Origin of the sequence: Streptomyces sp. AgN23 (assembly GCF_001598115.1) — a bacterium.
GTDB classification, from domain to species: Bacteria; Actinomycetota; Actinomycetes; order Streptomycetales; family Streptomycetaceae; genus Streptomyces; species Streptomyces antimycoticus.
The window spans coordinates 5,142,188-5,155,277 of the sequence record NZ_CP007153.1 but is presented as its reverse complement, the minus strand read 5'-3'; the positions used below and the strand labels follow the sequence as shown (position 1 = coordinate 5,155,277).

The 13,090-nt window shown below is 72.1% G+C and carries 12 protein-coding genes; 9 read left to right on the top strand and 3 right to left on the bottom strand.

The window, feature by feature from the left end:
- Positions 1-12 precede the first annotated feature (12 nt).
- From AS97_RS22020 to AS97_RS22000, 5 genes are all read left to right on the top strand, one after another.
- On the top strand, positions 13-582 hold the full coding sequence (locus AS97_RS22020; RefSeq protein WP_059142445.1) for a DinB family protein: 570 nt from the start codon (positions 13-15) through the stop codon (positions 580-582).
- Between the two features lie 69 nt (positions 583-651).
- Positions 652-1,281, top strand: a complete 630-nt coding sequence (locus tag AS97_RS22015; RefSeq protein ID WP_210565497.1) for a PadR family transcriptional regulator — start codon at positions 652-654, stop codon at positions 1,279-1,281.
- 145 nt (positions 1,282-1,426) lie between these two features.
- The gene (locus AS97_RS22010; protein WP_059142447.1) at positions 1,427-2,404 is read left to right on the top strand and encodes an ATP-binding cassette domain-containing protein; all 978 of its coding nucleotides are present in this window, start codon (positions 1,427-1,429) and stop codon (positions 2,402-2,404) included.
- Positions 2,401-3,186 carry an ABC transporter permease gene (locus AS97_RS22005; protein ID WP_059142448.1) on the top strand — a complete coding sequence of 262 codons (786 nt, stop codon included), beginning with the start codon at positions 2,401-2,403 and terminating at the stop codon, positions 3,184-3,186. The genes AS97_RS22010 and AS97_RS22005 overlap by 4 nt, the downstream gene beginning before the upstream one ends.
- A gap of 73 nt (positions 3,187-3,259) precedes the next feature.
- Positions 3,260-4,669, top strand: a complete 1,410-nt coding sequence (locus AS97_RS22000; RefSeq protein ID WP_210565496.1) for a hypothetical protein — start codon at positions 3,260-3,262, stop codon at positions 4,667-4,669.
- 33 nt (positions 4,670-4,702) lie between these two features.
- Here AS97_RS22000 and AS97_RS21995 read toward each other — a convergent pair whose 3' ends face one another.
- Positions 4,703-6,115, bottom strand: coding sequence for a glutamate decarboxylase (locus AS97_RS21995; protein ID WP_125758944.1), 1,413 nt, complete (start codon positions 6,113-6,115; stop codon positions 4,703-4,705).
- An 84-nt stretch (positions 6,116-6,199) separates the two neighbouring features.
- On the bottom strand, positions 6,200-6,889 hold the full coding sequence (gene leuE, locus AS97_RS21990; RefSeq protein WP_210565495.1) for a leucine efflux protein LeuE: 690 nt from the start codon (positions 6,887-6,889) through the stop codon (positions 6,200-6,202).
- Between the two features lie 124 nt (positions 6,890-7,013).
- Between leuE and AS97_RS21985 the strand changes: the two genes are divergently transcribed.
- The 3 genes from AS97_RS21985 (at position 7,014) to AS97_RS21975 (ending at position 10,663) form a co-directional block, all read left to right on the top strand.
- Entirely contained in the window at positions 7,014-7,772 is a 759-nt protein-coding gene (locus AS97_RS21985; RefSeq protein ID WP_059142451.1) for a MerR family transcriptional regulator, read from the top strand.
- Between the two features lie 199 nt (positions 7,773-7,971).
- Complete coding sequence (locus AS97_RS21980; protein WP_059142452.1) at positions 7,972-8,679, top strand: VTT domain-containing protein; 708 nt, start codon at positions 7,972-7,974, stop codon at positions 8,677-8,679.
- A gap of 277 nt (positions 8,680-8,956) precedes the next feature.
- On the top strand, positions 8,957-10,663 hold the full coding sequence (locus tag AS97_RS21975; RefSeq protein WP_210565494.1) for a threonine/serine exporter family protein: 1,707 nt from the start codon (positions 8,957-8,959) through the stop codon (positions 10,661-10,663).
- 121 nt (positions 10,664-10,784) lie between these two features.
- On the opposite strand, the gene AS97_RS21970 is transcribed toward AS97_RS21975, so the two are convergent.
- Positions 10,785-11,276, bottom strand: coding sequence for an inorganic diphosphatase (locus AS97_RS21970; RefSeq protein WP_014061662.1), 492 nt, complete (start codon positions 11,274-11,276; stop codon positions 10,785-10,787).
- Positions 11,277-11,362: 86 nt separating this feature from the next.
- Here AS97_RS21970 and dacB point away from each other — a divergent pair, with 86 nt between their 5' ends.
- Complete coding sequence (gene dacB / locus AS97_RS21965; protein ID WP_125758942.1) at positions 11,363-12,961, top strand: D-alanyl-D-alanine carboxypeptidase/D-alanyl-D-alanine-endopeptidase; 1,599 nt, start codon at positions 11,363-11,365, stop codon at positions 12,959-12,961.
- The last annotated feature ends 129 nt before the right edge of the window (positions 12,962-13,090 follow it).

Genomic DNA, 13,090 nt, shown 5'->3' with positions numbered 1-13,090 from the left:
GAGGCGGCAGCCATGCCCGTGATCGTGAACCCCGAGGCATGTGACGACGAGCGCGGTGCGCTGCTCGCGTACCTGGACGCGCAGCGCGGCGGCATCCGCCGCTCGGTGCACGGACTGACCGAGGAGCAGGCCCGCAGCACCCCCAGCGCGAGCGCGCTCTCCCTGGCCGGGCTGCTCAAGCATGTGGCCACCGGCGAGCGCGGCTGGCTGCGCGTCCTCCAGGGCAAGGCGCCGGGGAACGCCAAGGACCAGATGGCCGAGTGGGAGCACACCTTCGAGCCCACCGAGGACGAGACGGTGGAGGCGATGCTCGCCCTGTACGAGGAGGTGGCGCGCGAGACCGACGAGGCGGTGCGGGCCCTGCCGTCGCTGGACACGACCTTCGAGGCCCTCCGGCTCCCCTGGGACGAGGGCGGCACCCGCACCTGGCGCTGGGCCATCCTCCATCTGATCGAGGAGATCGCCCGGCACGCCGGTCACGCCGACATCATCCGCGAGACGATCGACGGCAAGGGCGCCTTCGACCTGGTCTTCGAGACGGGGGCGATGCCGGAGCCGGACTGGTCGATCCTGGAGGGGTGATCCGCCGGGCCCGGCGACGGCCTAGCCTGGTCACGGCGGGGCCGGGACCAGGATGGAGAAGAGCGGGCGATGTCAGCGATCCGGTTGCTGGTGCTGGGGGCCGTGCGCCAACACGGGCGGGCGCACGGCTATCAGGTCCGTAACGACCTGGAGTTCTGGGGCGCGCATGAGTGGTCCAACGCCAAACCCGGGTCGATCTACCACGCCCTCAAACAGATGGCCAAACAGGGCCTGATGCGCGCGCACGACGTCGCGCCGAGTACGGTCGGCGGCCCGCCGCGGACCGAGTACGAGCTGACCGAGGCGGGCGAGGAGGAGTACTTCCGTCTGCTGCGGGACGCGTTGCTGCGCCATGACCAGAAGATCGACGAGCTGACGGCCGGGGTGGGTTTCATCGTCGACCTGCCCCGCGCCGAGGCGATCGCCCTGTTGAAGCGGCGGGTGGCGGCGCTGGAGGAGTGGCGGGCCGAGGTGACCCAGCACTGGACGCCGCCGGGCGGGACCTCCGAGGAGTGGGGCCATATCGGCGAGATCATGAAGTTCTGGGTGCACTCCGCGGACAGCGGCGCCGAGTGGACCCGCGGGCTGATCGAGCGGCTCGAGGGCGGGGCGTATGTGATGGCGGGGGAGGGGGAGCGGTCGGTGGAGGTGCTGCCGGAGGGGGTCCCCAACCCGTACGCGCCGCCCGACGCGGACTGAGGAAGACCATGCCGAGGGAGTACGGCTGACGGCGGTCGTCGCTATTAATCAAGTTTGACTAGTAGGTGTCGCGGGCAGTACGTTCCGGTCCGCGTAGTCAAACTTGACTACGCGGAGGAGAAGCACAGAAGGAGAGGGGAAGACCTTGGCCGACAGCGATCCCGCGATCGTCGTCGAGGGACTGCGGAAGAGCTACCGGGACAAACAAGCCCTCGCCGGGCTCGATCTGACCGTCCCGCGGGGCACCGTGCACGCCGTGCTCGGCCCCAACGGCGCGGGCAAGACCACCTGCGTACGGATCCTGGCCACCCTGCTCCGCCCTGACGGCGGCCGGGCCGAGGTCGCCGGGTACGACGTGCTGCGCGACCCCGACCAGGTCCGCTACCGCATCGGCCTGGTCGGCCAGCACGCCGCGGTGGACGAGGAGCTGAGCGGACGGCAGAACCTGGAGATGTTCGGCCGCCTCTACCACCTGGGCGGTCGGCAGGCGGCCGCCCGCGCGGACGAGCTGCTGGAGCGGTTCGGCCTGGCCGGCACCGGCACCAAGGCCGTCAGCCAGTACAGCGGCGGCATGCGGCGCAGGCTGGACCTGGCGGCGAGCCTCGTGATGCGGCCGCGGATCCTCTTCCTGGACGAGCCGACCACCGGGCTCGACCCCCGGGGCCGTACGGAGGTGTGGAACGCGGTCCGTTCGCTGGTGGACGGCGGTACGACCGTGCTGCTCACCACCCAGTACCTGGAGGAGGCGGACCAACTCGCCGACCGGGTCTGCGTGATCGACGGCGGGCGGGCCATCGCCGACGGAACCGCCGACGAGCTCAAGGCCCGGCTCGGCGGGGACCGTATCGAGGTGGTGCTGCGCGACGCGGGCCAACTGCCCGCCGCCGCCTCGGTCGTGGGCATGGCGACCCGCGCCCGCGAGGTCGAGACCGACCCCGACCGCCGGCGGCTCGGCGCACGGGTCACCGACCGGGTCGCCGCGCTCACCGAGACCGTACGGGCGCTGGCGGCGGCCGGGATCGAGGCGGAGGACATCGTGCTGCGCCGCCCCACCCTCGATGAGGTCTTTCTGCATCTCACCGGGGAACGGGCGGACACGGCGAAGGAGGAGACCCCCGTATGACGACCGCGACCCTCATCGACTCCTGGACCATGACCCGCCGCGGGCTCGCCCACTGGGCCCGGCAGCCCGTCCAGGTGGTCGTCCAGCTGGTCTTCCCGGTGATGATGCTGCTGATGTTCGCCTACTTCCTCGGCGGCGGGATGACCGTCCCGGGCGGCGGCGACTACAAGGACTTCCTGGTGCCGGGCACGCTCGCGCTCACCATGGTGTTCGGCCTCGAAGGGACGATGCTCGCCATCACCCAGGACCTCAACAAGGGCGTCATCGACCGCTTCCGCTCGATGCCGATGGCCCGTTCGGCGGTCCTGGCCGGGCGCAGCGTGCTGGACATGCTCCAGTCGGCGCTCGGTCTGTTCGTCCTGCTCGGGGTCGGTCTGGCGATGGGCTGGCGCTGGCACGGCGGCGTCGGTGACGGGCTGCTCGCCGTCGGGCTGCTGCTGTGGCTGCGGTTCGCGATGCTATGGCTCGGGATCTTCCTGGGCATGGCCGCCGGACGGCCGGAGATGGTGCAGGCCGTCCAGATCCTGGTCTGGCCGGTGGGCTTCCTCTCCAATGTCTTCGCCTCGCCCGAGACCATGCCCGGCTGGCTCGGGGCCCTCGCGGTCTGGAACCCGATGTCGGCGACGGCCACCGCGATCCGCGATCTGTTCGGCGGCCCGGGTGGCGGCGGCGAGGGCTGGGCAGCGGACCATGCCCAACTCCTCGCCGTCTGCTGGCCACTGGCGCTGATCGCGGTCTTCGCGCCGCTCGCCGTGCGGCGTTACGGACGGCTCAGCCGCTGACGGCGGTGCCGGGCCGGACGTCCGGCGGGGCACACTCCCACCGGTCGTCGCCGGTTGCGGATACGGTGCACATATGGGGAACGACAGGTCGGGCACGGGGGCGGAGACGGTGAGCGGGCCCGGATACGCCCTGCTGCTCGCCGCCGGCCCGGCCGGCAAACAGCGACTGATGGACGCGGCCGCCGCGCTGCCTCAGCTCGCCGCCGTACCGCCGGCGGCGCTGCTGGGCACGCCCGGCGGCGCCAGCGTCGTCCAACTCGTGGACCCGGCCGACCCGCAGACCGTGCTGACGCATCTGCGCACCGCCGCCGCGCACCCGGGCCCGGTGCTGGTCCATCTCGCGGGCCAGCTCACCCTCGACGCCAAACAGCGGCTGCCGCACCTGGCGTTGGCCCGTACGACGCCGAGGACCGCCCGCTATACGGCGCTGCCCTGGCACTGGCTGGCGGCCGAGCTCGGCCGGCGGCGGCCGGGCAGCACCGTCGTGGTCGCCGATCTGGTGGCCGACGAGACGGCATGGCCGCCGCTGAGGGCCGCCGGGCCGTCCGGACTCGCGGCCGGGCTGACGCTGTACGGCACGGTGGCGCCCGCCCCGTCCAAGCGGGGAGCCCCGTCCAAGCGGGAGATGGCGACGCCGGAGTACAGCCGGGCGTTCGCCGGGCTGCTGCGGGGCGCCGCCGAACGCCCGCCGCTCGTGCTGCTGCACCAGCGGGCCGCGCTGGAAGCCGGGTTGGGCAGCGGCCCCGAGCTGCTGCTGGACGGCGCCGGGCCGGATGAGGCGTATCCGGCCCCGGACGCCGCTCCTGGCCCGGATGCCGCTGGATGGGCTGGGCAGACGGGACCGGCTGGGGCTGCCGGGCTGGCTGGGGCAGCCGGGTCGGCTGGGGCTGCCGGGCCGGTGGCGGTCACGCCGCCGAGCATGCCGCCGGGCCCTCCCGAATCGTTCCTCTCCGCCGATCCCCGACCGGCGCCACCATCACCGCGCCCGCCCCAGCCGACGCACGCGCCCCTGCCCCCGCCGCCCAGGCGGGCGCCTGTGGCCGATCCGCTCGCCGCCACGCACGCGGCGATATTCGAGGCGGCCAACTCGGGGCGGCACAGCGAGGCCGCCTCGATGGCGGCCGCCTGGGAGCAGGAGGCCCTCCGGACCACCGGTCCCCGTTCCGACGAGGCGATCCACTGGCTGGAGGTCCGGGCCGATCTCTCCCGTATCGCCGGGGACCCGGCCCGCGCCTGTGAGCTGTGGCTCGCGGTGGCCGACGCGCGGCTGGGCAACGGGGAGCCGGTCGGCCATCCCGAGGTCGAGGGGGCCGTGGACCGGGCGCACCACCAGTGGCAGTTCGTCCAGGACCGGGCCAGGGCCAGCGCCCTGGCCCCGCCGTTGATGGAGCTGCGGAGCAGGGTGCCCGGCCGCAGGCCCGGCGCGCTGGAGGCGGTCCGGCGCCGGGCCGAGCTGCTCCGGGCCCCGGCCCGCACGCGCTGACCGCCGTCGTTCCCAGAAGCGGAGACACCGGGCTCAGTGGTGGAACGCCTGGGCGGTCTTCCCCGTGGGCGCGGGCTGTGACCGCAGGTCCGGCAGCAGCGACCCCAGGTCGTTCAGGAAGAGATCGGCGAGGTCCTCCGAGAAGCCGTTGCGGCACACCACCCGCAGCACGGACAGGTCCTCCCGGTTGCGCGGGAAGGCGTACGCGGGCACCAGCCAGCCGCGTTCGCGCAGCCGTCGCGAGACGTCGTAGACATCGAAGGTGCCGACCCCCTCCGCCGTGGTGAACGCGAACACCGGGAGCTGATCGCCGCGGCTGAGCAGGGTGAAGTCCCCGAACGCCTCGATCCGCTCGGCGAGCGAGCGCGCCACGTCGCGGGTCTGCTGCTGGACGGCGCGGTAGCCCTCCCGGCCCAGCCGCACGAAGGTGTAGTACTGGGCGGCCACCTGGGAGCCGGGGCGGGAGAAGTTGAGCGCGAACGTCGGCATGTCGCCGCCCAGGTAGTCGACGCGGAAGACCAGCTCCTCGGGCAGCGCGTCCGCCGTACGCCACAGCGCCCACCCCACCCCGGGGTAGACCAGGCCGTATTTGTGCCCCGAGGTGTTGATGGAGGCGACCCGCGGCAACTGGAAGTCCCACACCAGGTCCTGGTCGAGAAACGGTGCGACCATCGCGCCCGAGGCGCCGTCCACATGCACCGGGATGTCCAGGCCCGTGCGCTCCTGGAGGTCGTCCAGCGCCCGGCACACCTCGGCGACGGGTTCATACGAACCGTCGAAGGTGGAGCCGAGGACCGTCACGACCCCGATGGTGTTCTCGTCGCACAGCTCGGCGGCGGCCTGGGGATCGAGGTGGAACCGGTCGCCCTCCATGGGCACCTGGCGCGCCTCCACCTCCCAGAAGTCGCAGAACTTCTCCCAGCACACCTGGACATTGGTCCCCATGACCAGGTTGGGGCGGGCGGTCGCCGGATAGCTCACCGGATTCCGCTTGGCCCAGCGTCGCTTGAAGGCCATTCCGGCCAGCATGCACGCCTCGCTCGACCCCGTGGTGGAGCAGCCCACGGCCGTGTCCGGGTCGGGGGCGTGCCACAGATGGGCGAGCATCACCACACACCGCCGCTCCAGTTCGGCGGTGCGCGGGTACTCATCCTTGTCGATCATGTTCTTGGGGAAGCAGTCGGCCATCAGCCTGCCCGCCTGCGGCTCCATCCACGTGGTGACGAAGGTGGCCAGATTCTGGCGGGCGTTGCCGTCCAGCATCAGCTCGTCATGGACGAACTGATACGCGGTCGTGGGCGCCATCGGCTCGTCCGGGATGCAGTGGTGCGGGGGCCTGCCGGTCATCCCGCTCACCGGATTGGCCTCGCCGTAGACCGGATTGACGGAGAACTCCGAGCGATGTCCCCGGTGGGGCGGGGTGGGGGTGCCGTGATGAAGTGCCATCTTCGTTAAATTAGGGGCATATCAGCGATATGCCCCGATACCGCGCCGTGTCCCCTCGTGGCGCGCCCAGCGCCGTGCCCCTCGCTACCCCGCGCTGCTGAGCGACAGCTTCGCCGCGAAGCCGAGGAACGCCGTGCCCGCCGCCGCCGAGAGCCCCGCCCTCAGCCGTCGGCGCCGGCGGAGGGTCGCCGCGAGATACGTACCACTGAAGATCAGCACGGACAGATAGGTGATGCTGAACAACTGCGCCCAGGCGCCCAGCGCCAGGAAGGACAGCGCGGGATGGGCGTAGTCCGGATCCACGAACTGCACGAAGAAGGAGATGAAGAAGAGGATCGCCTTCGGGTTCAGCAGGCTGATGATCAGCGCCCTGCGGTACGGGCGCTCGCCCTCCGCGGACCCCTTGGCCGCGTCCGCCGACTCCATGGAGGCATGCGCGGACTCCATGGCCGCGCCCGCGCTCCCCGGCCGGCGGCGCCACAGTGCCCGCGCCCCGCGCAGCATGCCCACCGCCAGCCAGGTGAGATAGCCCGCGCCCGCGAACTTGACCACCGCGAAGAGCACCGGGCTGGCGTTCAGCAGCGAGGCCACCCCGCCCGCCGACAGCGCCATCAGCACGGCGTCCCCGCACACCACCCCGGCCGCCGCCCGATAGGCGGTACGGGGGCCGCGGCGGGCCGCTACCGACACCACATACAGCGAATTGGGACCCGGCAGCAGGATGATCAGCGCCAGACCGGCCAGATAGGTCGAAAGATCGGTTATCCCCAGCACGATCGGCAGAATGACAGCCACCCGCGCCGCCGCCCAGCGAGTTTCGCCATCCGGACTTGCACCTCACGCGGCGTAAGGGCGCACCGTGGAACCCGTACCGAACTGAAGGAGAGCGGACCAGGTCATGAGCTATTCCGTGGGACAGGTCGCGGGCTTCGCCGGCGTCACGGTGCGCACGCTGCACCATTACGACGAGATCGGACTGCTGCGCCCCGGCACCCGCAGCACGGCGGGGCACCGGCGCTACGACGACGCCGACCTCGACCGGCTGCAGCGGATCCTGTTCTACCGGGAGCTCGGCTTTCCGCTCGAAGAGGTGGCGGTGCTGCTCGACGACCCGGATATCGATCCGCAGGCCCACCTGCGGCGTCAGCACCGGCTGCTGACGGACCGGATCGAGCGGCTGCGGAAGATGGCCGCCGCCGTCGAACAGGCCATGGAGGCGCGGAAGATGGGCATCAATCTGACCCCCGAGGAGAAGTTCGAGGTCTTCGGGGACTTCGACCCGGACGAGCACCAGGAGGAGGTCGAGCAGCGCTGGGGGAACACCGAGGCGTACAAGGAGTCCCAGCGCAGGGCCGCCTCGTACACCAAGGAGGACTGGAAGCGGATCCAGGAGGAGGCGGACGGGCTCGGCAACCGCTTCGTCGCGCTGATGCGCGCGGGCACCCCGCCGACCTCCGAGGCGGCGATGGACCTGGCCGAGGAGCACCGGCAGGGGATCAGCCGGAACCACTACGAGTGCGGCCATGAGATGCACAGCTGCCTGGGCCGGATGTACGTCTCCGACCACCGCTTCACGGAGAACATCGACAAGGCCGGGCCGGGGCTGGCCGTCTACCTCCGGGACGCGATCCTCGCCAACGCGGAGCGGCACCGTTAGGGCCTAGGAGCATCCCTGGAGGGCGGGGCCGAGGGCGGGCGTCCTTGCGGTGGGAACCAAGGGCAGTCACACGGCGTTGATAGCTTTGGGCGGCACACTGCGAAGAACTCTGTCGATGTTCTCCGTGAATCAGTCCGCCCCGACCCTGCGGCCGGGCCTCGCACGAGCCTGCTTCCCTCGACCCAGGAGCCTCCCACCTGTGAACACCCTCGCGCTCGGCCCTCAGTGGCTGGACCCGGACTATCTGATCGAGACGTTCGGTCTGCTCGGTGTCCTGGCCATCGTTTTCGCGGAGTCCGGTCTGCTCATCGGCTTCTTCCTGCCGGGCGACTCGCTGCTCTTCACCACCGGCCTGCTGGTGACCACCGATGTGATCAAGCAGGAGCTGTGGCTGGTGTGCGTGGCTGTCGCGGTCGCCGCGATCGTCGGTGACCAGGTCGGCTATCTCTTCGGCCGGAAGGTGGGGCCGTCGCTGTTCCGGCGCCCCGACTCCAAGCTCTTCAAACAGGAGAACGTGGAGAAGGCGCATGAGTTCTTCGAGAAGCACGGGCCGAAGTCGCTGATCCTGGCCCGCTTCGTGCCCATCGTGCGGACGTTCACGCCGATCATCGCGGGCGTGAGCCGGATGAACTACCGCTCGTTCATCATCTTCAACATCATCGGCGGCGTGCTGTGGGGCACCGGCGTCACCCTGCTGGGCTCGGCGCTCGGGAAGGTCGACTTCGTCCATGAGCACATCGAGCTGATGCTGATCGCGATCGTGCTGCTGTCGATCATCCCGATCGTGATCGAGTTCCTCCGGGCCCGCGGCAAGGCGAAGAAGGAGGCCGCCGCGGAGCCGGATCCGCAGGGCCCGGCCTCGGGCGCTCCGAACCAGGGCCCGCGCGGGCGCCACGCCAAGCGCTGACGCCGAGCGCCGGGGCCGCTGAGCGCCGGGGCCGCTGAGCGCCGGGGCCACTGAGCGCCGGGGCCGCTGAGCGCCCCGGCGCCGTGGCGTTCCCCGTCACCCCGGCGTCTCCCGTCTCGCCTGCACCTCGTTCACCTGCATTCACGCCCGTCACACACACCCGCCCCCACTCCCCCTCGGCGGTCACCGCCCCGCACAATGGGCTCCGGTGGCCGCCGATGCTGCATCCTTGGCTGCTGGAAACCGTACGGGGAGGGCTGGTGAGGAGCGAGGAGACGTGAGGCCGGACCGTCAGCAGGCGCCGCGCGGTGCGAGCGCGGTGGACACGGACACGGGGGAGAACCAGAAGCCCCATTCCGACGAGGCGCACAGCGCCTTCACCCCGCCCCTCGGCATACCCATGCCGCCTCCGCCCGAGGATGAGCACCCGACATCGGAATTCGCCGTCCCCAACGGGCTGGCGGCGGAGACCTCCGTCGAACCCGAGGGCTCGGCCTTCGTGCCGCCCCCCGGGGTGAAGACCCCGCAGAACAATCAGACCACCGGCGGCTTCCCCGCCATCACCCCGGCGAACGGCTTCCCCGTCGTCCGGCTGACCAAGGACGCCCCCTGGCAGGACCGGATGCGCACGATGCTGCGCATGCCGATCAGCGAGCGCCCGACGCCCGAGCGCGTCGAGCAGCAGGACGAGACCGGCCCGGCCGTGCCGCGTGTGCTCGACCTCACCCTCCGCATCGCCGAGCTGCTGCTCGCGGGCGGCGAGGGGGCCGAGGACGTCGAGGCGGCGATGCTCGGCGTGGCGCACGCGTACGGGCTCGACCGCTGCGAGCCGACCGTCACCTTCACCCTGCTGTCGGTCAGCTACCAGCCCTCGCTGGTGGACGACCCGGTCACCGCCAGCCGGACCGTGCGGCGCCGGGGCACCGACTACACCCGGCTGTCGGCGGTCTTCCGGCTGGTGGACGACATCACCTCGCAGGAGGAGTTCACGCTGGAGGAGGCGTACCGGCGGCTCGCCGAGATACGCCGTAACCGTCACCCCTACCCCGGCTGGGCGCTCACGGTGGCCGGCGGAGGGCTGGCCGGCGCGGCGAGCATGCTGGTCGGCGGTGACTGGCCGGTCTTCTTCGCGGCGGCCATCGGCGCGATGCTCGGCGACCGGCTGGCGTGGCTGGCGTCGGGGCGCGGGCTTCCGGAGTTCTACCAGTTCGTGGCCGCGGCGATGCCGCCGGCCGCGATGGGCGTGGCGCTCAGCCTCATGAACTCCGGGCTTCAGGCGTCCGCAGTGATCACCGGTGGGCTGTTCGCGCTGATCCCGGGGCGAGCGCTGGTCGCGGGCGTCCAGGACGGGCTGACCGGCTACTACATCACCGCGGCGGCCCGCCTGCTGGAGGTCGGCTATCTGATCGTGGGCATCGTGTGCGGGGTGCTCACGGTGCTGTACGGCGGCGTCCAGCTCGACGCCAAGCTGAACCCGGAGGCGGCGCTGCGCCATGTGGAGCGGCCGGTGATCCAGATCCTGGCGGCGATGCTGCTCGCGCTGACCTTCTGCATCCTGCTCCAGCAGGAACGTCACACCGTGCTGTTCGCCACGCTCAACGGCGGGGTCGCCTGGGTGGTCTACGCCGCGCTGGCCGATACCGCCGACGTCCCGCCGGTGGCCGCCACGACCGTGGCCGCCGGGCTGGTCGGCCTCTTCGGCCAGTTGCTCTCACGCTATCGGTACGCCTCGGCGCTGCCGTACGTCACGGCGGCGATCGGGCCGCTGCTGCCCGGTAGCGCGACCTACTTCGGCCTGCTCGCCCTGGCCCAGGGCAACCTGGACCGCGGCATTCCGTTCCTCACCCAGGCGGCGGCACTGGCCCTGGCGATCGCCATAGGGGTGAACCTGGGAGGCGAGGCCGCGCGCCTCTTCCTGAAGACCCCCGGCGCCACCATCGACCCCTCCGGCCGCCGCGCCGCCAAGCGCACGAGGGGCTTCTGACGGGCGCGCCGCCCGGGGCCGCCGTCCCGGGCCTCGCCCGTCCGGGGCCGCCGTCCCGGGCCCGGAAACGCCGGAGGGCGGGGCACCCGCAGGGTGCCCCGCCCTCCGGCGTGCTCAGGACTCAGTGGCCGCCGGCGGCCTCGAGGCGCTTGATGGACGCCTCCACCTCGGCCTCGGCCTCGGCGCGGCCCACCCAGTTGGCCCCTTCGACCGACTTGCCCGGCTCGAGGTCCTTGTAGACCTCGAAGAAGTGCTGGATTTCCAGGCGATCGAACTCCGAAACGTGGTGAATATCACGCAGGTGCTCCACCCGGGGGTCCGAGGCCGGTACGCAAAGCAGCTTGTCATCGCCACCCGCCTCGTCGGTCATCCTGAACATGCCGATGGCACGGCACTTGATCAGGCAGCCGGGGAACGTCGGCTCGTCGAGAATGACCAGTGCGTCCAGCGGGTCGCCGTCCTCGCCGAGGGTGTTCTCGACGAAGCCGTAGTCCGCGGGGTAGCTGGTCGACGTGAAGAGTCGCCGGTCAAGACGGATGCGACCCGTCTCGTGGTCCACCTCGTACTTGTTCCGCGAACCCTTCGGGATCTCGATGGTGACGTCGAACTCCACGGGTGGCTCCTCCATGATCAACACATACGTCTGGTGATTAAGTGTCCCCCACGCAGGTGTGTGGTGGCGAAAGGGGCTGGTCGGTCGTGCCTGAAGCCCGATCGTGGCAGGTCAGGGAGTGGCTGCGGCACCGGCTGAGCCGTGGGCGACGCGAGTTCGACCGCGCGCGCGGTCGTGGGCTGTACGAATGGGACCGCGTGCGCGCCCGGATCCGGCGCGAATGGCGGCGCACACCCCGTGAGCGGCAGCGGACCTGGCAGCTGGTGACGGTCTCCGCCGCGACCGGTCTGGTGGTCGCCGTGGTGTCCGTGCTCGTGGCCGGGCCCTGGGACGGCGGACAGCGGACGGCCGAACGCGCCCGCGCCGCCGAGGACCGGGCCCCGGGCGGCGGACGGGACGGCGGTCCGGGGCGGCCCGCGCCCAGCGCCTCGCCCGTCCTGGCCGCGCTCGGCGCGCGCCCCGCGCCCAAGTCGCCGGACAGCGGTGGGGACGCCGTGCCGCCGCCCACCGGGGCGGGGCTCGCCGACACGCTCGAACCGCTGCTGGAGGATCCCGCATTGGGCGATGAGCGCTCGGTGGCGGTGATGGACGTGACCACCGGTCAGCAGGTGTTCGGCAGCAAGGCGGGTACGGCCACGATCCCCGCCTCGACGATCAAGCTCGCGACCGGTGCCGCGGCCCTCTCCGCCCTCGGCCCGGACCACCGCATCAGGACCAGCGTCGTGGCGGGCGCGGGCAGACACGACATCGTGCTGGTCGGCGGCGGCGACCCCACGCTCACCGCGCGGGCCGTCAAGGGGGACGACCACCCCGCCGCACTCCGCCAGTTGGCCGATGACACCGCCCGCGCCCTCAAGAAACGCGGCGCGGGCCCCTACCGGCTCGGCTACGACACCTCGCTCTACTCCGGGCCGAAGCTCCACCCGATCGGCCCCAACGAGAACCTCTCGCCCGTCGTCCCCCTGATGGCCGATGAGGGCCGTAAGGACGACAGCGACCATGGCCCGGCCCCGCGCGCCGAGGACCCGGCCGCCGACGCGGCCGGCACCTTCGCGTCGATGCTGCGCGACCGCGGCGTCGAGGTGAAGGGCGAGCCCGGCTCGCGCACGGCCGCCAAGGGCGCCCGTACGGTGGCCTCCGTCCGCTCCCAGCCGCTGTCCTCGCTCGTCGAGCGGATGCTGACCACCAGCGACAACGACATCGCGGAGGCCCTGTCCCGGCAGACCGCCCTCGCGGCCGGCGAGTCCGCCAGCTTCGCGGGCGGGGCGAAGGCCGTGACCCAGCGGCTGCGCAAGCTCGGGCTGCCGCTGGGCGGTGCCCGGATCGCGGACGGCAGCGGGCTCGACCGCGCCGACCAGGTGTCCGCCGGGCTGCTCTCCCAGGTGCTGGTGCGCGCCGCCGACCGCGACCACCCCCAACTGCGGTCGCTGCTCACCGGGCTGCCGGTGGCCGGTTTCAGCGGCACCCTGCGCACCCGCTACGCCCAGGACGCGGTCGGCCGGGGCGTGGTCCGTGCCAAGACCGGCACCCTCACCGGGGTCAACAGCCTCGCGGGCTCGGTCGTGGACGCGGACGGCCGGCTGCTGGTCTTCGCGTTCATGACCAACGGCACCACCGACGCCGACGGCGCCCAGCGCGCCCTGGACCGGATGGCCTCGGCCCTCGCCAACTGCGGCTGCCGCTGAGCGCGGGGGCGACCCGGCCGCGCGGCGGCCACGCCACGGTGGCCGCCGTAAGGCCACGAGGGTGACCCGGACGCGGGGCGGCTGCCTGTACGGACCTCGGTGTCCTCCCGGATGGGGCGCGGGCCACGT

Excerpts from the sequence above, each read along its gene's own strand:
- AS97_RS22020 (WP_059142445.1), top strand. The coding sequence starts at position 13 with ATGCCCGTGATCGTGAACCCCGAGGCATGTGACGACGAGCGCGGTGCG.
- AS97_RS21995 (WP_125758944.1), bottom strand. The coding sequence starts at position 6,115 with ATGGCACTTCATCACGGCACCCCCACCCCGCCCCACCGGGGACATCGC.
- AS97_RS22005 (WP_059142448.1), top strand. The coding sequence starts at position 2,401 with ATGACGACCGCGACCCTCATCGACTCCTGGACCATGACCCGCCGCGGG.
- AS97_RS22000 (WP_210565496.1), top strand. The coding sequence starts at position 3,260 with ATGGGGAACGACAGGTCGGGCACGGGGGCGGAGACGGTGAGCGGGCCC.
- AS97_RS21985 (WP_059142451.1), top strand. The coding sequence starts at position 7,014 with ATGAGCTATTCCGTGGGACAGGTCGCGGGCTTCGCCGGCGTCACGGTG.
- AS97_RS22015 (WP_210565497.1), top strand. The coding sequence starts at position 652 with ATGTCAGCGATCCGGTTGCTGGTGCTGGGGGCCGTGCGCCAACACGGG.